The 23,525-nt window shown below is 69.9% G+C and carries 24 protein-coding genes; 12 read left to right on the top strand and 12 right to left on the bottom strand.

The window, feature by feature from the left end:
• Window positions 1–67: 67 nt before the first annotated feature.
• The 5 genes from ACRWK7_RS07175 (at window position 68) to ACRWK7_RS07195 (ending at window position 4,929) form a co-directional block, all read left to right on the top strand.
• Window positions 68–601: a phasin family protein gene (locus ACRWK7_RS07175; protein ID WP_431855513.1), complete on the top strand. Its 534-nt coding sequence runs from the start codon at window positions 68–70 to the stop codon at window positions 599–601.
• Window positions 602–869: 268 nt separating this feature from the next.
• Window positions 870–1,346: a phasin family protein gene (locus ACRWK7_RS07180; RefSeq protein WP_431855514.1), complete on the top strand. Its 477-nt coding sequence runs from the start codon at window positions 870–872 to the stop codon at window positions 1,344–1,346.
• Window positions 1,347–1,735: 389 nt separating this feature from the next.
• Window positions 1,736–2,062, top strand: a complete 327-nt coding sequence (gene clpS / locus ACRWK7_RS07185; RefSeq protein ID WP_109118714.1) for an ATP-dependent Clp protease adapter ClpS — start codon at window positions 1,736–1,738, stop codon at window positions 2,060–2,062.
• A gap of 8 nt (window positions 2,063–2,070) precedes the next feature.
• Window positions 2,071–4,386 (top strand): ATP-dependent Clp protease ATP-binding subunit ClpA, encoded by a 2,316-nt coding sequence (gene clpA, locus ACRWK7_RS07190; RefSeq protein ID WP_431855515.1) that lies wholly within the window; start codon window positions 2,071–2,073, stop codon window positions 4,384–4,386.
• A 219-nt stretch (window positions 4,387–4,605) separates the two neighbouring features.
• On the top strand, window positions 4,606–4,929 hold the full coding sequence (locus tag ACRWK7_RS07195) for a hypothetical protein (RefSeq protein WP_431855516.1): 324 nt from the start codon (window positions 4,606–4,608) through the stop codon (window positions 4,927–4,929).
• 10 nt (window positions 4,930–4,939) lie between these two features.
• Here ACRWK7_RS07195 and ACRWK7_RS07200 read toward each other — a convergent pair whose 3' ends face one another.
• The gene (locus ACRWK7_RS07200; protein ID WP_431855517.1) at window positions 4,940–5,257 is read right to left on the bottom strand and encodes a hypothetical protein; all 318 of its coding nucleotides are present in this window, start codon (window positions 5,255–5,257) and stop codon (window positions 4,940–4,942) included.
• Window positions 5,258–5,374: 117 nt separating this feature from the next.
• On the opposite strand from ACRWK7_RS07200, the gene ACRWK7_RS07205 reads away from it, so the two are divergent.
• The gene (locus ACRWK7_RS07205; RefSeq protein ID WP_431855518.1) at window positions 5,375–6,487 is read left to right on the top strand and encodes a CaiB/BaiF CoA transferase family protein; all 1,113 of its coding nucleotides are present in this window, start codon (window positions 5,375–5,377) and stop codon (window positions 6,485–6,487) included.
• Window positions 6,488–6,574: 87 nt separating this feature from the next.
• Here ACRWK7_RS07205 and ACRWK7_RS07210 read toward each other — a convergent pair whose 3' ends face one another.
• Together ACRWK7_RS07210 and ACRWK7_RS07215 are read right to left on the bottom strand one after the other, a co-directional pair.
• Complete coding sequence (locus tag ACRWK7_RS07210; RefSeq protein ID WP_431855519.1) at window positions 6,575–7,459, bottom strand: dienelactone hydrolase family protein; 885 nt, start codon at window positions 7,457–7,459, stop codon at window positions 6,575–6,577.
• Between the two features lie 151 nt (window positions 7,460–7,610).
• On the bottom strand, window positions 7,611–8,171 hold the full coding sequence (locus tag ACRWK7_RS07215) for an Lrp/AsnC family transcriptional regulator (RefSeq protein WP_431855520.1): 561 nt from the start codon (window positions 8,169–8,171) through the stop codon (window positions 7,611–7,613).
• A gap of 178 nt (window positions 8,172–8,349) precedes the next feature.
• Here ACRWK7_RS07215 and ACRWK7_RS07220 point away from each other — a divergent pair, with 178 nt between their 5' ends.
• From ACRWK7_RS07220 to trxB, 5 genes are all read left to right on the top strand, one after another.
• Window positions 8,350–9,318 carry a mitochondrial fission ELM1 family protein gene (locus tag ACRWK7_RS07220; RefSeq protein WP_431855521.1) on the top strand — a complete coding sequence of 323 codons (969 nt, stop codon included), beginning with the start codon at window positions 8,350–8,352 and terminating at the stop codon, window positions 9,316–9,318.
• Between the two features lie 26 nt (window positions 9,319–9,344).
• Entirely contained in the window at window positions 9,345–10,004 is a 660-nt protein-coding gene (locus tag ACRWK7_RS07225; protein WP_431855522.1) for a 2OG-Fe(II) oxygenase, read from the top strand.
• A 30-nt stretch (window positions 10,005–10,034) separates the two neighbouring features.
• Complete coding sequence (locus ACRWK7_RS07230) at window positions 10,035–10,646, top strand: 2OG-Fe(II) oxygenase (protein ID WP_431855567.1); 612 nt, start codon at window positions 10,035–10,037, stop codon at window positions 10,644–10,646.
• A 231-nt stretch (window positions 10,647–10,877) separates the two neighbouring features.
• Window positions 10,878–12,800, top strand: coding sequence for a hypothetical protein (locus ACRWK7_RS07235; RefSeq protein ID WP_431855523.1), 1,923 nt, complete (start codon window positions 10,878–10,880; stop codon window positions 12,798–12,800).
• Between the two features lie 22 nt (window positions 12,801–12,822).
• Window positions 12,823–13,827: a thioredoxin-disulfide reductase gene (trxB, locus tag ACRWK7_RS07240; RefSeq protein ID WP_431855524.1), complete on the top strand. Its 1,005-nt coding sequence runs from the start codon at window positions 12,823–12,825 to the stop codon at window positions 13,825–13,827.
• A 50-nt stretch (window positions 13,828–13,877) separates the two neighbouring features.
• Here the strand turns inward: trxB and ACRWK7_RS07245 are convergent, their stop codons facing one another.
• The 6 genes from ACRWK7_RS07245 to ACRWK7_RS07270 all read right to left on the bottom strand — a co-directional run bounded on the left by ACRWK7_RS07245 (window position 13,878) and on the right by ACRWK7_RS07270 (window position 19,737).
• Window positions 13,878–15,185 (bottom strand): pentapeptide repeat-containing protein, encoded by a 1,308-nt coding sequence (locus ACRWK7_RS07245; protein ID WP_431855525.1) that lies wholly within the window; start codon window positions 15,183–15,185, stop codon window positions 13,878–13,880.
• 230 nt (window positions 15,186–15,415) lie between these two features.
• Entirely contained in the window at window positions 15,416–16,576 is a 1,161-nt protein-coding gene (locus ACRWK7_RS07250) for a GNAT family N-acetyltransferase (protein WP_431855526.1), read from the bottom strand.
• A gap of 85 nt (window positions 16,577–16,661) precedes the next feature.
• Window positions 16,662–16,847: a hypothetical protein gene (locus tag ACRWK7_RS07255; protein ID WP_431855527.1), complete on the bottom strand. Its 186-nt coding sequence runs from the start codon at window positions 16,845–16,847 to the stop codon at window positions 16,662–16,664.
• Between the two features lie 182 nt (window positions 16,848–17,029).
• On the bottom strand, window positions 17,030–17,497 hold the full coding sequence (locus ACRWK7_RS07260; protein ID WP_109118721.1) for a RidA family protein: 468 nt from the start codon (window positions 17,495–17,497) through the stop codon (window positions 17,030–17,032).
• 39 nt (window positions 17,498–17,536) lie between these two features.
• On the bottom strand, window positions 17,537–19,066 hold the full coding sequence (locus ACRWK7_RS07265; protein ID WP_431855528.1) for a S10 family peptidase: 1,530 nt from the start codon (window positions 19,064–19,066) through the stop codon (window positions 17,537–17,539).
• Window positions 19,067–19,137: 71 nt separating this feature from the next.
• Window positions 19,138–19,737: a Crp/Fnr family transcriptional regulator gene (locus ACRWK7_RS07270; RefSeq protein ID WP_431855529.1), complete on the bottom strand. Its 600-nt coding sequence runs from the start codon at window positions 19,735–19,737 to the stop codon at window positions 19,138–19,140.
• A 207-nt stretch (window positions 19,738–19,944) separates the two neighbouring features.
• On the opposite strand from ACRWK7_RS07270, the gene ACRWK7_RS07275 reads away from it, so the two are divergent.
• Window positions 19,945–21,231 carry a cation:proton antiporter gene (locus ACRWK7_RS07275; RefSeq protein WP_431855530.1) on the top strand — a complete coding sequence of 429 codons (1,287 nt, stop codon included), beginning with the start codon at window positions 19,945–19,947 and terminating at the stop codon, window positions 21,229–21,231.
• Here ACRWK7_RS07275 and ACRWK7_RS07280 read toward each other — a convergent pair.
• The 3 genes from ACRWK7_RS07280 to ACRWK7_RS07290 form a co-directional block, all read right to left on the bottom strand.
• Entirely contained in the window at window positions 21,228–21,758 is a 531-nt protein-coding gene (locus ACRWK7_RS07280; protein WP_431855531.1) for a peroxiredoxin, read from the bottom strand. The genes ACRWK7_RS07275 and ACRWK7_RS07280 overlap by 4 nt on opposite strands.
• 102 nt (window positions 21,759–21,860) lie before the next feature.
• Window positions 21,861–22,142 carry a DUF1289 domain-containing protein gene (locus ACRWK7_RS07285; RefSeq protein WP_431855532.1) on the bottom strand — a complete coding sequence of 94 codons (282 nt, stop codon included), beginning with the start codon at window positions 22,140–22,142 and terminating at the stop codon, window positions 21,861–21,863.
• 12 nt (window positions 22,143–22,154) lie between these two features.
• On the bottom strand, window positions 22,155–23,315 hold the full coding sequence (locus ACRWK7_RS07290; RefSeq protein ID WP_431855533.1) for a DUF2325 domain-containing protein: 1,161 nt from the start codon (window positions 23,313–23,315) through the stop codon (window positions 22,155–22,157).
• Between the last annotated feature and the right edge of the window lie 210 nt (window positions 23,316–23,525).

Raw genomic sequence — 23,525 nt, forward strand, 5'->3', positions numbered from 1 at the left:
CCAACCGCGTCGACACTCCGCCGTTGAGGTCCGATGCGGGACGTCGTCAAGGAAGGAAAGCGCGACCATGACCACCGCCGCTCTCAAGGCCAAGCCCGCCGCCAAGCTGATCATCGAGGACGTCGCCGCCCAGGCGAAGGACCACTTCGAAGGCATCGTCAAGGCCGGCCAGGAGCAGGCCAGCAAGCACTTCGAGCAGACCGTCGCCGCGACCAAGGAGCAGGTCGAGAAGGCCTCGGCCCAGTTGCTGAAGAGCTACGAGGAATACACCGCGTTCGGCAAGGCGAACGTCGACGCCCTGCTGAAGTCCGGCACCATCGCCGCCAAGGGCGCCGAGGACATCAACAAGGAGCTGGTCGCCTTCGCCCAGGCCTCGTTCGACAAGTCCGTGGCCGCCGGCCGCGCGCTGCTGTCGGCGAAGTCGATCAACGAGGTGGTCGAGCTGCAGAACAGCTACGCCAAGCAGAGCTTCGACTCGCTGGTCGCCGAGGCCACCAAGCTGCAGGAGCTGTCGGTCAAGGTCGCCAATGAGGCGTTCGCCCCGCTGAACGCCCGCGTCAACGCGGCGGTCGAGAAGCTCGCCAAGCCGCTCGCCGCCTGAGCGCCGCGGTTCCATCCTGGCGAAGGCACGGCCCGGCGGTCTTCGGACCGCCGGGCCGTCGTCGTGTTCAGGGCGCGGTGAACGCCTCCGGCCATTTTGTGCAGTGCACAAAAATCCCGTTGACTCCCCCGCCGGACCGCCTATATTGACGGCATATGCTGCACCGCAGCAAACGACCCGGGACCATCACGGGTCCGGGCTTCATCCTTCCGCGATCCGGTTGCCTTGTGTGGGGTCGGCGCGCGGTACCAGACACGGGGACACGGACATGAACGACAAGATCGCCGCCGCTCAGAAGGTTTTCGAGGACGTCGTCGGCCAGACCAAGCAGAGCCTCGAGGGCTACGCCAAGGCCCAGCAGGAGCAGCTCCAGAAGGCCTCGGCCCAGCTGCTGAAGAGCTACGAGGAGCTGAACGCGCTGACCAAGGGCAACGTCGAGGCCGTCGTGCAGTCGGGCACCATCGTCGCCAAGGGCGCCGAGGAAGCCGGCAAGCAGGTCGCCGCCTTCACCCAGTCCTCGCTGGAGCAGAGCCTCGCCATCGGCAAGTCGGCCCTGGCGGTCAAGTCGATCCGCGAGCTGGTCGATCTGCAGAACGCCTACCTGAAGTCGTCGCTGGACGCGCTGGTCGCCGAGAGCACCAAGCTGCAGCAGCTGTCGATCAAGGTCACCAACGAGGCGCTCGCCCCGCTGAACGCCCGCGTCAACGTGGCCGTCGAGAAGCTGGGCAAGCCGCTGGCCGCGTAACACCGGCCGCAGCGCCCGCTGACGAACGAAGGCCCGGAGGCTCCCGCCTCCGGGCCTTCTTCGTTTTTGGCCGGCGTGGCTTGAAAGCCCCTCTCCCTCGATGGGAGAGGGGCTCCCAAGCGCCCGGCTGCGCTTTGGTGGAGCCCGACTTTTGTCACCGCACCCGGTGCCGTCCGAGGTCCATAGCTGTTGGCATAGCTGTTGGACGGAAGAGGACCGGCGGGATAGGCGGGGTGGCGGTTCGCCCTATTCGGGGGTAACGAGCCGTGGCCCGATCCGATGGGGCTTCTCCCAAATGGAGAGCAAACGCATTCGGCCCCTTCCCTCCACGCCGGGAGTGCTCATATCATTGAAGCGATGCGCATCGCTGAGATCATCTGCTAGGGGCCATGGCCGATTCCGACAGAAACGGGGATGAGGGCACCGGGACGGGAGTGGTCATCAAGGCCAAGCCCAAGACCAAAAAGCCCTCGATGTACAAGGTCTTGATGCTGAACGACGACTACACCCCGATGGAGTTCGTCGTTCATGTGTTGGAGCGTTTCTTCAGCAAGTCACGCGAGGAGGCGACGACGATCATGCTGCATGTGCACCGCCGGGGCGTGGGCGTGTGCGGCGTGTTCACGTACGAGGTGGCGGAGACCAAGGTGACGCAGGTCATGGACTTCGCACGCCAACATCAGCACCCGCTGCAATGCACGCTTGAGAAGGATTAGATACGCACATGCTGTCGCGTAACCTCGAACAGACGCTGCACCGAGCCCTCGCCTATGCGAATGAGCGCCGGCACGAATACGCGACGCTCGAACATCTTCTTCTCGCATTGACCGAGGATTCGGATGCCATGGCGGTGCTGCGCGCCTGCGGCGTGGAGCTGGACCGCCTCCGCACGGAACTCTCGGATTACCTCGACAACGAACTTGCGAACCTCGTCACCAGCAGGCCCGATGATGCCAAGCCCACAGCCGGGTTCCAGCGGGTTCTGCAGCGCGCCGCGATCCACGTCCAGTCGTCGGGTCGTGAGGAGGTGACGGGAGCAAACGTGCTCGTCGCCTTGTTCTCAGAACGCGAGAGCCACGCGGTCTATTTCCTGCAGGAGCAGGAGATGACCCGGTTCGACGCGGTGAACTACATCTCTCACGGTATCGCGAAGGCTCCGGGACGCTCCGAGACCAAGCGGGTGTCCGGATCCGACGACGACGCGGCGGCGGAGAAGGTCGTGAAGAAAGGCAGCGAGGCCCTTGAGGCCTATTGCGTGAACCTGAACAAGAAGGCGGCGGGCGGCAAGATCGATCCGCTCATCGGCCGGGAGCAGGAGGTCGAACGGACCATCCAGATCCTGTGCCGCCGCTCCAAGAACAACCCGCTTTACGTGGGCGACCCGGGCGTCGGCAAGACCGCGATCGCGGAAGGCCTCGCGCGCCGCATCGTGCACGGCGAGGTGCCGGAGGTGCTGAAGAGCGCCACCATCTTCTCGCTCGACATGGGCTCGCTGCTGGCGGGCACGCGGTACCGCGGCGACTTCGAGGAGCGCCTCAAGGCCGTCATCTCCGAGCTGGAGGCGCAGGACAACGCCATCCTGTTCATCGACGAGATCCACACGGTGATCGGCGCCGGTGCGACCTCGGGCGGCGCCATGGACGCGTCCAACCTGCTGAAGCCGGCACTCGCCTCGGGCACGCTGCGCTGCGTGGGCTCGACGACGTACAAGGAGTACCGCAACTACTTCGAGAAGGACCGTGCGCTGGTCCGGCGCTTCCAGAAGATCGACGTCAACGAGCCGTCGATCGAGGACGCCATCAAGATCCTCACCGGGATCAAGCCGTACTACGAGAAGCATCACCGCGTCAGCTACACGACCGACGCCATCCGCTCGGCGGTTGAGCTGTCGGCCAAGTACATCGGCGACCGCAAGCTGCCGGACAAGGCGATCGACATCATCGACGAGGTCGGCGCCGCGCAGATGCTGCTGCCGGAGAACAAGCGCAAGAAGAAGATCGGCGTGAAGGACGTGGAGGCGGTGGTCGCCAAGATCGCCCGCATCCCGCCGAAGTCGGTCAGCCGCGACGACAAGGAAGTGCTGCAGAACCTGGAGCGCGACCTGAAGACCATGGTCTTCGGCCAGGAGAAGGCCATCGACGCGCTGGTCTCCGCCATCAAGCTGGCCCGCGCCGGCCTGCGCGAGCCGGAGAAGCCCATCGGCAACTACCTGTTCACCGGCCCGACCGGTGTCGGCAAGACCGAGGTGGCGAAGCAGCTCTCGCACACGCTGGGCATCGAGCTGATCCGCTTCGACATGTCGGAGTACATGGAGCGGCACACCGTGTCGCGCCTGATCGGCGCCCCTCCGGGCTACGTCGGCTTCGACCAGGGCGGCCTGCTCACCGACTCCATCGACCAGCACCCGCATTGCGTGCTGCTGTTGGACGAGATCGAGAAGGCGCACCCGGATCTGTTCAACATACTGTTGCAGATCATGGACCACGGCAAGCTGACGGACCACAACGGCAAGTCGGTCGACTTCCGCAACGTGATCCTCATCATGACCTCGAACGCCGGTGCGGCGGACATGGCGAAGCCGGCCATCGGCTTCGAGCGCGAACGTCGGGTCGGCGAGGACATGGAGGCGGTGGAGAAGCTGTTCACGCCGGAGTTCCGCAACCGCCTGGACGCCATCATCCCGTTCGCGGCGCTCAGCAAGGAGGTCATCAACCGCGTGGTGGACAAGTTCATCATGCAGTTGGAGGCGCAGTTGGAAGACCGCGGCGTGTCGATCGAGCTGACCGACGAGGCCCGCGACTGGCTGGGCAAGAAGGGCTACGACCCGCTGTACGGCGCCCGTCCGCTCGGCCGCGTCATCCAGGAGCACATCAAGAAGCCGCTCGCCGAGGAGGTCCTGTTCGGCAAGCTGTCGAAGGGCGGCCTGGTGCGCGTCACGGTCAAGGACGACAAGCCGGCGTTCGAGTACGTCGAGGGCCACCGCCCGAAGCGTCGCGCCGGCTCGGACGAGGACGAGATGGAGCATGTGATGGCGGAGTGATCCGCCGTCCGTGGATGGAAAGCGAAGGGGGCCGGTTTCCGGCCCCCTTTTCTTTTGCCTGCACCCCTTTCGGACGAATGGCGCACGGACGAAAACGCGCCATATCGAACGGAGAGCGCCAGCCCAAATTTGTCCCAGCCCGGCCGTGCACAAGCGCGGGCGGGGCGGGCGGAAGCGGTGCTAAGGTGCTCGGACCGTGTGCAAAAAAGGGTTAGGCGGATGTTCGGGACGGCTGTTGTTCGCGCGCTCACTCTCGCCGGGGGCTTGACCCTGGCGCTGACCACTCCGGCGGCGGCGGATCCGGGCGGGCACGGGCGCGGCCATGGCTGGGGCCACCACAAGCACAAGCACAGGCACCACCACGACGACGTGTACGTCTACGGCGCTCCGCCGGTGGTGGTGATGCCGCCGCCGCCGCGGCGCGTCATCGTGGCGCCGCCGCCGGCGGCGGTGGTCTACCCACAGCCCTACTACGTGGCACCGCCGGTGATGTACGCTCCGGCGCCGGGCGTCAGCGTGCAGATGAACATCCCGCTGCGCTGAGCGCGACCGGTCAGGTCGCGCCCGGGCTGAAGGACGGCGGGTCGCTGGCCGGGAAGGATTCGTCGACCGCCTGGTCGACCTTGCTCCACGGCCGGCGGGGTTCGTCGCGCATGTGCTCCGGCCCGGCGTTGCGCACTTGGGCGTGGCAGTTCGGATCGGTCGGCCCCTGCGGCTCGGCGTCGCGGAAGGCCGGCGCCATGCGCTGCGGCCCCGCGCCCTGGCGGCTGCGGCTCCACACCGTGTAGGCGGCGGCGCCGGCCATCATCGCCGCGGCGCCCCACACCCACCAGCGCCCCGTCTCGCGCCCGGTCTCGCGTCGTTCCCTCATCGTCGTTCCCCTCCTGCAGTGCGGCATGGGAGGAGAACGCCCGAGCGCACCCCGAGGTTTCACATCCGCCGCCGACCGGCTAAAAGGGGACACCGCAAACCGTCAGGGGTCCCACCCATGCCGCTCACCTTCCTCGCCGGCGTCCGTGTCATCGATCTCGGACAATACCTGCCCGGCCCGCACGCGGCGCAGATCCTCGCCGACCTCGGCGCCGAGGTGGTGAAGGTCGAACCGCCGGAGGGCGACCCGCTGCGCCGCCTCGGCCCGCCGGACTCCGATGGAACCACCGCCGCCTACAAGCTGCTGACCGCCGGCAAGACGGTGGTGCGCCTCGACCTCAAGAGCGCGGACGGCCGCGCCCGCTTCGAGGATCTGATCGCGCGCGCCGACGCGCTGGTGGAGAGCTACCGGCCCGGCGTGCTGGCCAAGCTGGGGCTGGCGCCGGAACGGCTGCGCGCGCTGAACCCCGCCCTGGTGCACGCCAGCCTGTCCGGCTGGGGTTACGGCGGACCGTACGCGCTGCGCGCCGGGCACGACATGAACTACATGGCGGTCGGCGGCGGGCTGGCGGTGTCGGGCACCGAGGAGCGGCCGGTCTTCGCCTTCCCGCCGGTCGCCGACTTCGCCTCGGCGCAGCAGACGGCGCTGGCGGTGTGCGCCGCGCTGTTCGGGCGCGAGCGCACCGGCAAAGGCGCCTTCCTCGACCTGTCGATCATGGAGACGGTGCTGGGCTGGCAGGGCCTCAACCTCACCGCGGCGGCGCGCGGCGAGCTGCCGGCGCGCGGTCAGGGCCTGCTGTCCGGCGGCGCCGCGTTCTACGCCGTCTACCCGACGAAGGACGGCCGCTTCGCCACGCTGTCGGCCATCGAGGCGAAGTTCTGGCGCGGCTTCTGCGAGGCGGTCGGCCGCCCTGACTGGATCGCCCGCCAGGGCGAGCCGCTGCCGCAGCGCGCGCTGATGGCCGAGGTGGCCGCCCAGTTCGCCGGCCGCACGCTGGAGGAGTGGAAGGCGGTGCTCGACCCCGCCGACTGCTGCTTCGAGGCGCTGCCGGAGATCGCCGAGGTCCCCGGCCATCCGCACGTCGCCGCCCGCGGCCAGGTGGTGGCGCACGGCGGCCCGGAGCCGCTGGTGGAGACGCTGCTCGGCCTGCGCGTCGACGGCGGCCCGCCGCCGGCCCGCCGGCCCTTGGTGGAGGCGGATGCGCAGGCGGTGCTGGCGGCCTGGGGGTGATGCCGACGGGAGGGGGAGGGCCCGGTGCGCCCCCCTCACTTCACTTTGGGCCGCTCCGCCTTGCTGTGTGGGAATACAGCGGCATCCTCACCCCTCCTTGAGAAGCTTCGCCAGGAACGCGGTGACCCGCGCCACCGCGTCGTCGCGCGCCGCCTCGTTGGTGCCGACGTGCGCCTGCCCGCCAGGCGCGTTGGCGAGGTCCTTGCGGGTGCGCATCGGGCTCGCCGGCAGGTCGAAACCGTGGTGGGCGCCGGGATAGACCACCAGTTCCAGCCGGTCCTTCACCGAGTCGCGCCCGGCCAGCTCCTGGCAGGGTTCCGCCGGGGTCCAGTCGTCGTCCTCGCCGATCAGGATCAGCAGCGGCCCGCCCGGCTCCCACTCGGGATCGCGCAGCGCCACCCGGCAGCCGGGGTAGAAGGCCACCCCGCCGCGGAAGCCGGCGCCGTCGGTCTCCGCCTCGTAGGCGGTCAGCACCGTGCCGCCGCCGTGCGACCAGCCGACCACGGCGATCCGCTCGCCCTGCACGTCGGGGCGGCGGCGCAGGAAGTCCAGCGCCCCCCAGGCGTCGCGCTTGCGCTCGACCGAGGCGCGGACGCGCCGCTCGGTCTGCGTGCACTGCTCGGCGATGCCGCGCGGACCGAAGCTGTCCACCATCAGCACCAGATAGCCCTGGTCGCGCAGCGTGCGCGCCCACCAGAGGTGGCGGGCGGAGAGCGCCCCCGCCTTGGTGAACAGGCCGCTGCAGCCGTGCAGCATGACCACCGCCGGGAACGGCCCGGTGCCGGCCGGGCGCATGATGCGCCCCTGCAGCGCCGTCGCCCCCTCGGCGCGGACGTCGGCGTCCTTGGAGGGGAAGGTGACCAGCTCGATGGCGTTGGTGCGGGAGATCGCCGCGGCCCCCGCGGGGCTGGCGAGCAGCGACGCCGCGACGGCGGCGGCGGCAACGGTGCGCAAGGCGAAGGCGAACGGCATGGACGGCGATCTCCGCAAACGGGCGCAGAAATCATAGCACCGGATCGGCCTGCGGAAAGCGCGGAGGTTGCGGCGCAGCATCGCATCACGCAAAACGGCGCCGCCCCTGGCCGGGGCGGCGCCGCTCAAGCGTGATCCGGGAAGGCCGGGCTCAGCGCCGCGCGCTGCGCGGGGTCGACTCGGCCTCGTCCTCGTCCACGAGGTCGTCCTCCTCGCTGCCTTCCGGGATGTCCGGGGAGTCCACGTCGATCGGCACGCCCGGCAGGTACTTCGAGCCACGGATCGACAGCGCCGACTTCACGTGCGCCACGTTGGGCGCGCTGGTCAGTTTGGTGGTCAGGAAGCGCTGGTAGTCATCCCAGTCCTCCGCCACGATCTTGAGCAGGAAGTCGTACTCGCCGGCGAGCATGTTGCACTCGCGCACCAGCGGCCAGCTGTTGACCAGCTCCTCGAATTTCTTTAGGTCAGCTTCCGCTTGGCTGGAAAGGCCGACCTGGGCGAACACGGTGACGCCGAACCCCAACGCGTCGGGGTTGATGTCGGCGTGGTAGCCGCGGATGAACCCCGCCTCTTCCAGCGCGCGCACGCGCCGAAGGCAGGGAGGGGCGGAGATGCCGGCGCGCCGCGCAAGCTCCACGTTCGTCATCCGGCCGTCATTCTGCAGATCGCGCAGAATGCGCCGGTCAATTCGGTCGAGTTTGACCCGCCGCATGGTGTACTCAGCTAGCTCCGGGGGATGGTCTGAGCAAGGATATTACACGGCGTGGTCCGCCCCGCCAAGACGGATCCCATTGCGGCGTGAAGCAAAATTTCGCCGTGCACCGCGCTTTGCGGCCCGGCGCGACGACCGGCCGCACCCCCTGTTCCGGAATTTGGACTGAGCACCGCCTATGAACGCTCTCACCTGCTGGGTCATCACCGACGGCAAGCCGGGCATGGAGAACCAGTGCCGCGGCCTCGCCGAAGCCCTGGGCATCGAGCCCGTCATCAAGCGCGTGCAGCTGCGCAGCCCGTGGCGCCAGCTCAGCCCGTTCCTGCGCGTCGGCAACCGCTTCGCCGCCGGCCCGCAGGGCGATCCGATCCGGGCGCCGTGGCCGGACATCGTCATCGGCACCGGCCGGCAGAGCATCGCGCCGGTGCTCTCCATCAAGAAGCGCTCGCGCGGCCGCACCTTCACGGTGCAGATCCAAGACCCGCAGATCAACCCGCGCCACTTCGACCTGGTGGTGGTCCCGCGGCACGACCGGCTGCGCGGCCCCAACGTTCTGGTGACGCGCGGCGCGCTGCACCGCGTCACCCCCGCCGTGCTGGCGAACGCCGCCGCGGCGCACGGCCCGCGCCTCGCCCACCTGCCGCACCCGCGCGTCGCGGTTCTGGTCGGCGGCACCAACGCGGTCTACCAGCTCACCCCCACCATCATGGGCGACGTGGCGGAAAAGCTGGCCGGCTTCGCCCGCGACCGCGGCGTCGGGCTGATGGTCACGCCGTCGCGCCGCACCGGCGCCGACAACGAGGCGATCCTGCGCGCCCGCCTGACCGGCCCGCACGCCGAGGTGTGGGACGGCGAGGGCGAGAACCCCTACTTCGCCTACCTGGCGCAAGCCGACGTGATCGTCTGCACCTGCGACAGCGTGTCCATGGTTTCGGAGGCCTGCTCCACCGGCAAACCGGTGTATGTAATCGAACTCGACGGCGGGTCGCCGAAGTTCCGGGCGTTCCTCGACGGCCTCTACCGCGACGGCATCGCGCGCCCCTTCACCGGGGAGCTGGAGAGCTGGAGCTACCCGCCGCTGGATGAAACGCGCGAGATCGCCGAGACCGTACGCCACCGCCTGCTGGCCCGCCGCGGCCACAGCTGAACCGACCTGACCAGGGGACACCTCCCATGACCTCACCGGCCGCCGCCATCGAGAAGAGCTTCCTCGCCAGCCTCCAGGCCGCCCGCCTGGACGCCCAGCCGTACCGCCACTGGCTGCTGGAGGACGCGCTTCCGGCCGACACCGGCGAGGCCATCGCCGCCCTGCCCTGGGAGGCGCCGAACCGCGCCGAGACCTACGGCAAGCGCGAGACCAACAACGCGTCGCGCAGCTATTTCAGCGCCGAACACCGCGCCCAGTACCCGGTGTGCGAGCAGGTGGCCCGGGCCTTCCAGAGCGGCGCGGTGACCGGCGCGCTGCAGCAGACCTGCGGCATCGACCTGTCCGGCACCAACCTGCGCATCGAGTACTGCCAGGACAAGGACGGCTTCTGGCTGGAGTCGCACACCGACATCGGCGTCAAGAAGTTCACCATGCTGATCTATCTCTCCTCCGAGCCGGGGTCCGAGGAGTGGGGCACCGACATCATGGACGAGGCCGGCGCCGTGCTGGGCCGGGCGCCTTACGCCTTCAACAAGGGGCTGATCTTCATCCCCGGCACCGACACCTGGCACGGCTTCGCCAAGCGGCCGATCAACGGCGTCCGCAAGTCGATCATCGTCAACTACGTCGGTCCGGAGTGGCGCGCCCGCCACGAATTGTGCTTCCCTGACGCTCCGATTGTTTGAGTACCAATCTCGGAGCCAGCACCCGTGTCCATGCTCGACCTGGAGAAATTCCGCGCCACGCCCCTGAACCAAGAGCCGTACGAGTATCTGTGCGTGCCGGGTTTCATCCGGGCCGAGCATCTGGAGACGATCAACCGCGACTACCCCAAGGTGGACAAGCCGGGCTCCATCCCGCTCGACGTCTACCCCTACGGCCCGGCCTTCAGCGCCTTCATCGAGGAGCTGCGCGGGCCGGAGATGCGGCGGGCGTTCGAGGACAAGTTCACGCTCAACCTCGCGCCCTACCCCACCATGTTCACGGTGCGCGGTCAGTGCCGCGCCACCGACGGCAAGATCCACACGGATTCGGCCAGCAAGATCATCACCGTGCTGATCTACATGAACCCGCCCTGGGAATCGTCGGGCGGGCGGCTGCGCGTGCTGCGCTCGCCGGATCTCGAGGACTACGCCGCCGAGGTGCCGCCGGACGCCGGCACGCTGCTGTGCTTCCGCCGCTCCGAACGCTCCTGGCACGGCCACCATTCCTTCGAGGGGCCGCGCCGGGCCTTGCAGATGAACTGGGTCAAGGGCGGCGGCTACGTCTGGCACGAGCAGTGGCGGCACCGCATCGGGGTGTGGGCGAAGAAGCTGGTCGGGGCGTAACCTAAGAAGCCCCTCCCCCTTGCGGGGGAGGGGTTTGGGGAGAGGGGATAGCCGCCGGATGGCGGCACATAAATTCCTGGCCGGCTTCGCCGGCACCACCCTCTCCCCAACCCCTCTCCCATCAAGGGAGAGGGGCTATACAGCTTCCCCCACCCCCTCGCTCGGAAACCCCTGTCGCGACCCCGACCGAAGGGTTATAACCGTCGGCCCGGTTCCTGCTATGCGCGCGCCATGACCCTTCGCATCGCCACCTTCTCGAACGCCACCGGCGGCAGCAGCTTCTTCAAGGCGCTGGGGCATCCGCTCGCCGCGCCCAAAGCGGTGACGCTGGTCGGCAAGCTCGTCGAGGCCGGGCCGGTGGCGATCTACGATCCCCTCGGCCTCGTCGAGGGCTTCGCCGAGTTCCACGACCTCTCCCGCGTCGCCGTCCAGGGCGTCTACGTGCAGGACGTCGAGGCGGTCGGGCGCACCATCCTCGGCCATGCCGCCAAGCCGGTCACCGAGCTGGCGGCGGGCGGCGCCGCGCTGGTGTTCGTCGTCGCCTTCGATTCGCAGAAGCTGGAGAACCACATCGCCCACCTCGTCCCGCGCGGGGTGCCGATGGTGTCGCTCGACACCATGCGCATCCCCGAGGACATGCTGACCGACCGCGTCAACTACCTCGCCAAGTTCAACTGGGCGACCAACTTCGGCTGGCTGCGGGACGAACAACCAAAAGACGAGCCGGGCCGGCACACCCGCATCGTCTCGGCCAACTACTGGACCGGCTACGGCGCCAAGGCCCCCCGCCTGTGGGCGCGGCTGATGGGCGCCGACGGCGCCGCGCTGGCCGAGTGGACCGACGCCATGCCGCCGGCCAACGGCACCGTCACCATCGACAGCCGGCAGGTGCGCGCCCGCTTCGGTCTGGACGACTTCTGCGGCTCGCTGTTCCTGCACGTGATCGGTGCCGCGGGGCACGACGTGGTGAAGTACGCGCTGGACACCTTCGGCGAGTCGGACGCGGAGCTGTCCTGCACCCACGACGCCAACGCCTGGCCGTCGGACCTCTACGCCGGCCTGCCGGCGCCGCGCGAGGGCGAGAAGGTGCTGCTGTGGATCCAGAACAGCCACCCGCTGCCGATCCCGCCGGGCGCCGTGGGCCTGAGCCTGATGGGCCACAACGAGATCCGCACGCTGGAGCGCACCGTCGCCCCCTTCGCCACCACCGCGCTGGACGTGGCCGAACTGTTCCCCGAGGCGCGCTGGCCCGCCCAGTTCGAGGTGCACGCCGGCAAGCACTTCGTCCGCCCGCGCTACGAGGTGATCGCCGCGGACGGCCGCCGCCGCGTCGCCCACGCCAACGTCGAGCGCGTCGACCTCAAGCCCGATCCCAAGCTGGCCACCCTCGGCCCGCTGCTCGGCAAGGGCCACATCCTGCCGGCTCCCGTGCTGCCGCCGGAGCGCTGGCGCACCATCCTGCTCCCCACCCCGATGAGCACCGCGCAGGCCGAGCTTCCGGTGAAGGCCGTCGTCCACGACGCCTCCGGCCGCCCGGTGGCCGAGCACCGCTTCGGCGCCCTGAAGCGCTCCGACAGCGTGGCGCTGGACGTGACGGACCTGCTGAACGGCGCCGACCTGCCCGGCGGCTGGGGCCATGTCGAGCTGCTGTACGACTTCGACGCCGGCGACTGCGCCGACGGCTGGCTGCACGCGCTGGTCCGCTACGAGAACCGCGCCAGCGGCCACGCCGCCGAGACCAGCTTCGGCAGCCACATCTTCAACACCGCGCTGACCTACCGGGACGAGCCGCAGAGCTACCATGGCCGCCCGCCGGGGCTGTCGACGCGCCTGTTCCTGCGCCTCGGGCCCGAGCCGCTGGACACCTTCTGCCACCTGATCTATCCGGCCTCGACGCCGTGGCACGACTCCTCCGACACCACGCTGGTGCTGACCCGCAAGAACGGCACCGAGGTGGCGCGCCGGAAGATCGCCATCCCCTGCTCCGGCTCGCGGCTGTTCAGCCATCACGAGACCTTCACCGAGGCCGAGCGTGCGGCGGCGGGCGAGAATGCCTACATCCTGATCCGCGACACGACGTGCCGGCTGTTCGGCTACCACGGCTGCCTGGACGGCGACCGCGCCTTCAGCCTCGACCACATGTTCGGATTCTAGAATTCAACGGACGCTGAGACCCATGCCCGCTTCGCACCACACCAAGGTCCTGATCATCGGCGCCGGCCCGGCCGGCTACACCGCGGCGATCTACGCCGCGCGCGCGAACCTCGCGCCCGTGCTGGTGCAGGGCATGCAGCCCGGCGGACAGCTGACCATCACCACCGACGTGGAGAACTACCCGGGCTTCGCCGATCCGATCCAGGGCCCCTGGCTGATGGAGCAGATGGCCAAGCAGGCCGAGCACGTCGGGACGAAGATGATGTTCGACATCATCGTCGACGTGGACTTCTCCAAGCGCCCCTTCGTGTGCAAGGGCGATTCCGGCGACACCTACACCGCCGACGCGGTGGTCATCGCCACCGGCGCGCAGGCGCGCTGGCTGGGCATCCCCAGCGAGGAGACCTTCCGCGGCTACGGCGTGTCGGCCTGCGCGACCTGCGACGGCTTCTTCTTCCGCGGCAAGGAAGTGGCGGTGATCGGCGGCGGCAACTCCGCGGTCGAGGAGGCGCTGTACCTCACCAACCACGCCTCCAAGGTGACGGTGGTGCACCGCCGCGACAGCTTCCGCTCCGAGAAGATCCTGCAGGACCGCCTGTTCGCCAACCCGAAGATCCAGGTGGTGTGGGACAGCGTGGTCGAGGAGATCGAGGGCACCGGCGACGGCAGCCTCGGCAACCCGCGCGCGGTGACCGGCCTGAAGGTCAAGAACGTCAAGACCGGGGCGCTGTCGACCATCCCGGTGGAGGGCGTGTTCGTCGCCATCGGCCACTCGCCGGCGACCGAGGTGTTCAAGGGCAAGGTGGCGATGGACGAGGCCGGCTACATCGTCACGGCGCCGGACTCCACCGCCACCGACATCCCCGGCGTGTTCGCCGCGGGCGACGTGAAGGACAAGGTCTACCGGCAGGCGGTGACGGCGGCCGGCATGGGCTGCATGGCCGCCCTGGAGGTCGAGCGCTGGCTGGCCGCCAACGAGCCGGCGGCCGGCGCGCACCAAGTGCAGAGCCCGGCCGGGACGTGGTGACGCGGTAACCCAGTTCCTCCCCCGCCCGGCGGGGGAGGGCCGGCGTGCGATCACACCGCCAGCACCGCCTCCGGCGCGCGGTCCTCGGACTCCCTCGCGAGCGCCCCGCGGCGCAGGCCCAGCGTGACGGCGTGCGACAGGTCCACGGCGACCTCGTCGCAGCCGCGCAGGTCGGCGGAGGTCAGGTTCGCCCGGTCGAACTGCGCGCCGGCCAGCCGCGCCCCCTGCAGCCGGGCGCCGCGCAGGTCCGCGTTGGCGAACACCGCGCGCGTCAGGTTGGCCGGCCACATGCGTCCGGTCGGCCGGCCGTCCGGGGTGCGCAGCTCGACCATGCCGAAGTCGGCGCCGGCCGCCTGCACGCCGGTCAGGTCCGCCTCGGCGAGGTTGGCGCCGGTGAGGATCGCCTGCTCCAGCTGGGCGCCGCGCAGCGAGGCGCCGCCCATGTCGGCCAGCGCCAGATAGGCGTTCGCCAGCGTCGCGCCGTCCAGCGAGGCCTCGCGGAACAGGGCACCGCTGAGGTCGCAGGCGCTCAGGTCCACCCCGTGCAGGTCGAGGCCGGAGAGGTCCGCCCGCTCCCCCCGCTTGCCGCCGGAGTTGATCCACAGCGTGTGCGGGTCGAGCTTGCTGCGCACCTCGTCGGGCAGCTTGCCGCGGTCCTTCAGGTAGATGGCGCCGTTCAGGTTGGCGCCGGTGATGTCGGCGCCGGACAGGTCGACGTTGCGCAGCACCGCGTTGCGCAGGTCGGCGTTGCGCAGGCAGCAGCGGGTCAGGTTGGCGCCGTTGAGGATCGCCTGCTTCATCTTGGCGCCGCTGAAGTTCGCGTCGCTGAGGTCGGCGCCCGACAGGTTGGCGGAGAACAGGTTGGCGTTGCTGAAGTCGCCGTGCGTCAGCGACGACATCGACAGGTCGGCGTTGGACAGGTCGGCGTCCTTGAAGCGCACGCCGTCCAGCGTGGCGTCCTTCAGGCTGGTGCGCTGGGCGATGCCGTCGCGCTTGTTGGCGGTGGCCAGCACCTGGCCGGGGCGCAGGTCGGCGCCCTCGAAATCGGTCTGCCGCAGGTTGGCCTTGTAGAAGTTGGTGCCGCGCAGGTCGGCGCGCATGAACGACGATCCCATCAGCGAGGCACGGCTGAAGTTCGCCCCGAACAGGTCGGCCATGGCGAAGCTCACCTCCTCCAGCTTGCTGTCGGAGAAGTCGCACTGGGTCAGGACGGCGTTCTTGAGATCGAACCCCTTGAGGTGCAGGGCCGACAGGTCCATCCCCTTGGCCTGCAGCCGCATGCCGCCGGGCCGCAGCTTCAGATAGAGCAGATGGTCGCGCACGCGCTTGAGGAAATGGATCGTCTTGTCGTCGGTCATCAGACGGTCCCCCGGTTACCGGGATCTCTCCACCCCATAAGAGCTTAGCTCAAACGCCCCGCAGCGCAATCCCTTTCGGGCTGGCGGTTCGTATTGCCAAGAAAACGGCAATCGGACGTTTCCGACAACCCGGAGAATTGCAGCGAATTGCGTCAATATCGGGCTCGTGCACGGCCAGGAGAAACGACCGAATACTGGTCATCAGTACGGCCATCAGTCATATGACCGGGTCAGTCGTCGGTTTGGCGGTAGGGAGAATATTCGGCCAGCACCTCCATTTCCCGGTGCACGGCGACGCGCTCCTGCTCCAGATGCGCGGCGAGGACCCGCCGGAAGCCCGCATCGGGAATCCAGTGCGCGCTGTAGGTGGGCTGGGGCAGATAACCGCGCTGGATCTTGTGCTCGCCTTGGGCGCCGGCCTCGACGCGGGTCAGGCCGTGCTCGATGGCGAAGTCGATGGCGCGGTAGTAGCACGCCTCGAAATGCAGGAAGCGGTAGCGCCCGTCCGAGCCCCAGTTGCGCCCGTACAGCACGCCGCCGCCCATCAGGTTCAGCGCGCCGGCCACCCACTCCCCGTTGTCCTCGCACATCACCAGCACGACCGAGTCGGCCATGGTGGCGCCCAGGTGGCGGAAGAAGGCGCGGTTCAGGTAGCCGCCGCCCCACTTGCGGTCGGCGGTCTCCAGGTAGAAGCGGTGGAAGGCGTCCCAGTGCTCCGGCTTCAGGTCGTCGCCGGTCAGCGCGTGCAGGCGCACCGAACTGTCGGCCACCTCGCGCCGCTCGCGCTTCACCGCCTTGCGCTTGCGGGCGTTGAGCGCGCCCAGGAAGTCGTCGAACGAACCGTAGCCGCGGTTGTCCCAATGGTACTGCGTGCCGAGCCGCTGCAGCCAGCCGGCGGCGCCGAGCCGCTCGTACTCCTCCGCAAGCGGGAAGGTGACGTGCGCCGAGGACAGGCCGGAGCGGCGCACCAGCTCCTCCAGCGCCTGGATCAGCGCCGCCGCCACGCCCGGCCCGGCGTCGGGGCGCAGCAGAAGGCGCGGCCCGGTCACCGGGGTGAACGGCACCGCCACCTGCAGCTTCGGGTAATAGCGCCCGCCGGCGCGCTCGTAGGCGTTCGCCCAGGCGTGGTCGAAGACGTACTCGCCGTAGGAGTGGCCCTTGAAGTAGGCCGGCGTCACGCCCTGCACGCGGCCCTGCGCGTCGAGCGCCGCCAGATGCGCCGGCTGCCAGCCGGAGCGCGCAGCGACCGAACCGGACTCCTCCAGCGCCGCCAGGAAGGCGTGGCGGACGAACGGGTTGCCGTCGGTGGCGCAGGCGTCCCACTCGGCCGCGGCGACCTCGCCGATGCCGTTCAGGACCTTGACGGTGATGGCATCGCTGCCGTCGGGCATGCCCCCTCCTTCGTGCTGACCCGAAGGGACCTAGGCATGTCCCGGTCCTATGACAAGGGCGGAGACAAGGTCGGCCGGAGCCGCCTCACGCGTCCACGGGCTCGTCCACCGTATCCTGCCCGACCCGCTTGGCCAGATCATCGCGCCGCCGGCGCAGGCTGCTGCGCAGCGAGTGGTCCTGGACCTCCGCCATGGCCTCCTCCACGCTCCGCAGGCGCTTCAGCAGGTAGGGGCTGACGTTCCGCGACGGATCGGATGGAGTGTTCTTCATGGTGCTCGCCCGCGACGCATACTGACCTATGCGTTCGTACGCAAACCTTATGCCAGTCGAGTTAGGACGACCGGATGAGATGCGGGCGTGCTTTCAGGCCGCGCGGACCGGCCGGCGCGCGGGCGCGCACCGACCGGAACGACCGAATCGCGTCGCAACTTGCAAAGCGCGGCGACGCGTCCTCACACCAGCTCGAACACCGCCTCGACCTCGACGGCGACGTTCAGCGGCAGCGACGGGGCGCCGACGGCGAAGCGGGCGTGCCGGCCGGCGTCGCCGAACACCTCGACCATCAGCTCGGACGCGCCGTTGATCACCGCCGGGTGGTCGTGGAAATCCGGGCCGCAGGCGACGAAGCCGCCCAGCTTCAGGCAGCTGGCCACGCGGTCGAGGTTGCCGCCGCAGGCCGCCTTGACCTGGGCGATGATGTTGAGGCCGCACAGGCGGGCCGCCTGCTTGCCCTCCTCCACCGAGAACTCCTGGCCGAGCTTGCCGAGGAACTTGCGCTCGCCGTTCCACACCGTCACCTGGCCGGAGACGAACAGGATCTTGCCGGCCTGCGTGGTCGGCACGTAGGCGGCCACCGGCGCCGCCGGCTGCGGCAGCTCGATCCCCAGTTCCTTGAGGCGCGCCTCGATGCGTCCGGACATGGATAAACCCTCCTGGTCTTGTGTGCGGTGACGATAGCCTCAGCGCAGCGCGTCGTCGAGCAGCGCGCGGGCGTCCTCGGCCAGCCGGGCGCGCGGCCCGGGCAGCGTGTACATCATGTGGCCGCCGTCGTAGACCGGCACGCGGACGCGCCCGCGCTCCGCGGCCGGCAGCTCCAGCTGCGCCGCCAGCCAGCGCGAGCCGAGGTATGGCGTCACCATGTCGTTGCGACCGTGCGCGATCATCAGGTGCAGGTTGGGCGTCAGGGTGAGCGCCTGCTGCAGATCCTGCAGCGCGCTGGGATGCGCCTCGCGCGGCCACTCCCAGCCGCGGTTGACGGCGCTGCTCAGCAGGTGGAACGGCAGCTCGGTGCGGAAGTTCAGCTCCTGCTGCACGTAGGTGGCGAAGGCGGTGGCGTAGACCTGCTGCGTGCCGGTGAGGAACGGGTCCTCGCGGACGCGCGACGCGCCCGGATCGGGGTCGGGCCCGCTGAAGCTGCCGTCGTAGAGGCTGACGACGCGCCCCTGCCCGCGCAGCAGCTCGCGCGCGAACACCCCCGCCGGCACCCGCCCGCGGTGGCGGGCCACCAGCTCCACCGGCAGGCCGGTCAGCCGCGCCACCTCGCCGAACAGCGGCGCCGAGGCGTCGAGCTTGCCGACGTCCAGCGTCGCCAGCCCGGCCAGATAGTTGGTCAGCGCATAGCGTTCCGCCTGGGTCGCCGCCGCCGCGGGATCGCCGCCCTGCCCCAGCCCGTGCGCGGCGGCGCTGGCCGCCATGGCCGGCAGCTTGAACGCCGCGGTGAGCAGCCCGGTGGTCTCGTCGTTGATGGTGCCGAAGTCGATGGCCGGGGCCACCATGATCAGCGCGTTGAGCCCGATGCCGGCCGGCTGCACCATGTGGCGCGCCATCTTGGCGATGCGGAAGCCGCCGTAGCTCTCCCCCACCAGCAGCTTGGGCGAGGCCCAGCGGTCGTTGCGGGCGATCCACAGGCGGACGATCTCGGAGAGCGTGCGGGCGTCGGCGTCCGGCTTCCAGAAGCGCTTCTCGGCGTCGTCGCCCGACTTCAGCGCGCGGCTATAGCCGGTGCCGACCGGGTCGATGAACACCAGGTCGGTGAAGCGCAGCCAGGTATCCGGATTGTCGATGATGGGCGCCGGCGGGCGCGGCAGCGTGCCGTCGTCGTTGAAGCGCACGATGCGCGGGCCCAGCGCGCCGAGGTGCAGATAGGCCGACGCGGCGCCGGGGCCGCCGTTGAAGACGAAGGCGACCGGCCGCTTGCCGGCGTCCGCGCCGTCGAGGGTATAGGTCGTGGTGAAGATCCGCGCCAGCACCTCGTCCTTGCCGCCCTCACGCACCGGCAGGAACTCCGTCACCGCGGTGTAGGCCAGCCCGGCACGGTTGTGGCGGGTGACGGTGCGCTGCGCCTCGAACGGCGCCGGCTTGTCGCTGCGTTCGGGCTTCGCCGCTTCGGGCCTGTTGGGTTCGGGGTGGGCGTCGTCGGCGCGGGGGACGGCCGGAAGCGCCAGCAGGGCGGCGAGGAACAGCGCGGCGAAGGAGCGGCGGAACGGCATCGGGATGGTCCTCGTGCGGGGTGCCTTGCCCATGTTGGGGGGCCGACGGCGGCGGACAAGCGCCGCGACGCTCAATTCCCGGTCAGCGTGATGCGCCCCTCCTCCCGGCGCAGCCGCCCGTCACGCTCCAGCTTGGCCAGCGTGCGGTAGATCACCTCGCGCGCTAGGCCGATCTCGGCGGAGATCTCGGTCCACGGCCGGTCGAGCGCCACCACGGCCGGCGTGCCCCTGGCGCGCAGGCGCAGCCATGCCAGGACGCGCTCCGGCGCCGAGCGGATGTTGCGCAGCTCCAGCCGCGCGCGCAGGTCGCGCACCTGCCCCGCCAGGGCCCGGGCGAAGTCCAGGGCCGCCCCCGGATCGGCGCCGAGCGCCGCGAGCAGGTCCGCCTTGGGCACCACGGTGACCTCCGACGGCGCCTCGGCGACCGCGTCGCAATGATAGGCCTCGGCCCACAGCGCCGCCTCGGCGCAGGACTCGCCGGCGGCGGCCGCATGCACCGCCACCGACGTTCCATCCTCGAGATGGCGGACCAGCCGGATGCGGCCGCTGTCCACGACGTACACCGCGGTCGCCGGGTCGCCCTGGTGGAACAGGGCCTCCCCGGCCGACAGCCGCCGCCGCGTCAGCCGCCCGGGCGCCACCAGCCCAACCCACGCCGCCGTGTCCCGCATGTCCTTGCCCCCGCCTCATGATCCGGATCATACGCGCTCGCCGTGGCCGCGATCCACCCGGGCGCCATCGAACAGAAGGATCCCGCCGTTGCGCTTCGGGCATCACGGAAAGCACGGCGGCTGACGCCGGGATGCACCCGAACGGCTGATCCGTGCGTTCTCTTCCCGGGGGGCCGCCGAATCCGGCGGCGGGGGAGAGCGTGCTTCATGGATTCCTACATCGCGGCGCTGGTCTGCATCGGCCTGCTGATCCTGCTGGTGGCGTGGCTGCCGATGGTGCTGAAGGAGCTGCCGCTGTCGCTGCCGATCGTCTGCGTGCTGTTCGGCTTCGGGCTGTTCCAGATCCCGATCCTCAAGTTCCCCGACCCGCTGGAATACCCGCTGGCGACCGAGCGGCTGACCGAACTGATCGTCATCGTCGCGCTGATGGGGGCCGGGCTGAAGCTCGACCGGCCGCTCGGCTGGCGCTCGTGGATGGTCACGTGGCGGCTGCTCGGCATCACCATGCCGCTGTCGATCGCCGCCATCGCGCTGACCGGCTGGTGGGGGCTGGAGCTGCCGGCGGCGGAGGCGGTGCTGCTGGGCGCGGTGCTGGCGCCGACCGATCCGGTGCTGGCGTCGGACGTGCAGGTCGGCCCGCCACGCTCCGGCGAGGAGGACGAGGTGCGCTTCAGCCTGACCTCCGAGGCGGGGCTGAACGACGGGCTGGCCTTCCCCTTCGTGCATCTGGCCGTCGCCATGGCGCTCGCCTCCGGACCGGAGCCGGGCACGTGGACGGTGGAGTGGTTCGGCATCGACGTGGTGTGGAAGCTGCTCGCCGGCGTCGGCGTCGGCTGGCTGGTCGGCAAGGCGCTGGGCTTCCTGACCTTCCGCGTGCCGAACCGGGCGCGGCTGTCGAGCAGCGGCGACGGCTTCGTGTCGCTGGGCATCACGCTGGTCGCCTACGGAGCGACCGAGATGGCGCACGGCTACGGCTTCCTCGCCGTGTTCGTCGCCGCGGTGGCGCTGCGCCACGAGGAGCGCTCGCACCACTACCACGAGAAGCTGCACGACTTCGTCGAGCAGACCGAACGGCTGCTGATGATGGCGCTGCTGGTGCTGTTCGGCGGCGCGCTGGCGCGCGGGCTGCTGGAGCCGCTGAGCTGGACCGACGCGCTGATCGCGGCGCTCATCCTGTTCGCGGTGCGGCCGGCGGCGGGCTTCGTCGGGCTGCTGGGGACGGGCATGCCGCGGCACGAGCAGGCAGTGATCGGCTTCTTCGGGATCCGCGGGCTGGGATCCTTCTACTACCTCGCCTACGCGCTGAACCAGGCGAACTTCCCGCAGCCGGACCGGCTGTGGGCGGTGGTGGGCTTCATCGTGCTGGTGTCGATCGTCGTGCACGGGACGACGGTGACGCCGGTGATGCGCCGGGTCGATTCCGCCCGCACCCGCGCCGGCGAGCAGCTGGGCCTGCCGCTGCGGCAGGCCCAGCGCCGGATGCCCGGCGGTTAGCGGCTCTTGAGGTAGGTCAGCACGTTTTCGGGCGACGACTCGCCGTACGGGTCGCCGTTCTTGCCCTCGTCGTTGATGCCCGGCTCCTCGAACCACTTCTCGACGACGCCGTCGTTGACGACCATGGCGTAGCGCCAGGAGCGCATGCCGAAGCCGACGTGGTCCTTGTTGATCAGCATGCCCATGCGGCGGGTGAAGTGGCCCGAGCCGTCGGGGATCAGCTTCACCTTGCTCAGGTTCAGGCTCTTGCCCCACTGGAACATGACGAAGGCGTCGTTGACGCTGAGGCAGTAGATCTCGTCGACGCCCAGGCCGCGGAACTCGTCGTACAGCCGCTCGAACGCCGGGCACTGCTCGTTGGAGCAGGTGGGGGTGAAGGCGCCGGGCAGCGAGAACACCACCACGCGCTTGCCGGCGAACAGGTCGTCGCTGGTGACGTCCTGCCAGCGGAACGGGTTCGGGCCGCCGACGCTCTCGTCACGCACCCGGGTCTTGAAGACGACCGAAGGAACCTTGCGCCCTTCCATGGACACTCTCCTGAATTTCGTGGTGAGACAATGGCCGAAACGTGAGCGCGACCGTAGCGGTGTTCCGGGGCCAGTCCAACCCGGCCTTTGGGAGGCGTGCGCTCATGCCGCGCCCGCCGCGGCCTCCCGCTCCGCCCGCAGCGCCGCCAGCTTCCTCTCGAGCTTGGCGATCTTGCGGTCGAGCTTGCGCAGCCGCTTGCGCCCGCCCTTGCCGCCGCCGGCCATCAGCGGGGCCACGCGGCGGTTGATCGCCTCCTTCTCGCCGTCGGACAGCCGCTTCCAATGCCGCGCCTCCTCGAGCGTGCGGAAGCAGGCACGGCACAGCTCCTCGCCGTCGAACGAGCAGGCTTTGACGCACGGGTTGTCCGTCGTGTTCTTCCCCATCGTGTCAGCGCATCAACCGGCCGGGGCGAGGGGCGTTGCATCGCCTGTCCGTCCGAGCACCCCCAGCACCCGGGTGAAGGTGGTGGCCCCGGCGCTGCGCACCGGCAGGAACCGCTTGTCGAGGCGGCGGCAGAGCCCCTTCACGCGCAGGCAGGCGTCGTGGCTGACGCAGTCGACCGGGCACACCACCACGTCGGCGCGCTCGACCAGCCCTTCCAGGCAGCGGGTCGCCTGCTCGAACCCGCCGTCGTGGTGCAGCAGGCAGCCGTTGCGCGACTCCACCGCCGCCCGCAGGAACGGCAGCAGGCTGGGCCGCCCACCGACGTAGAGGATCGCCTGCCCGCCGAGGTCGCGCGGCGCGGTGGCCGGTTCCGATTCCGTCCCGGCCTGCCGCTGCATCCGCGGCGCGTCGTCGAGCAGGCGCCGCAGCCGGTCCAGCTCCGCCTCGGCGGTGCGGGCGCGCAGCCGCTCGACCGCCACGCGCCGGCGCAAGGCGTTCACCTCGCGCAGCAACCGCCCCGAGCGCGGACCGGAGGCGGACCGTTGCGCCCGCAGCGGCACGGCGGCGCGGCGCTGGCTCAGTTCCATCTCAAGCTCGCGGATGCGCGCGTCCTTCTCCGCCAGCCGCTCGGCCGCCGAGCGTTCAGTGCGGGCCAGCCGGCCTTCCAGCTCGGCGCAGCGCCGGCCGAGGTCCTGGTTCTCCCGCAGGCTGCGCCGGTTCTCGCCGCCCATCAGGTGCGACAGCATGTGCACGTCGGCGTAGGCGCGCAGCTTCAGGTCGTCTGACACGCAGCCGTGGCTGACCAGCGCCCAGAACGCCGCCGCCACGCTGCCGGCCGCCAGCGCCTGGTCCCACAGACCGCGCCAGCCGTCCTCGCCGGTCTCGCGGGCGAAGCGGCGCACCTCGCCGGAGAACTTCTCGTCCAGGCGCTTGTGCATCAGCCGCGACGCCGGCCCGGATTGGGCCGCCTGCTCGACGAAGTAGCGGTGGACGTCGTACTCGCGGGCGTCCGGGGCGAGCGTCAGCTTCAGCTTGCGGCGCAGCCACGCCATGTCCTCGGGCGAGAAGCAGGTGCCGACGATAGCGCAATGGTAACTGTGCGGAATCTCCCACAGCTTGCGACGGTCGCGGCGGAGGATGGGCAGGCTGATCCCTTGGCAGCGCTCGCACATGGCCGACTCCCTGGCGTGATCCCTGAGAGCCTCTTTGATAATGCGATTAAGTCGCATTTGCAAGATGGCTCAAATTCCCACGCCTTTGGGGGCGGTTGTAGAAAGGCCCGATCCGCTCTATCTTAGTGGCTAGGAGGACAGGGGAGGCTAGGCCCCTGCCCTCCATGCCCGATCCTTAGCGGTTCAGATAATCAAGCAATGCCTTGATCA

The sequence above is a fragment of the Azospirillum sp. genome (assembly GCF_050789165.1).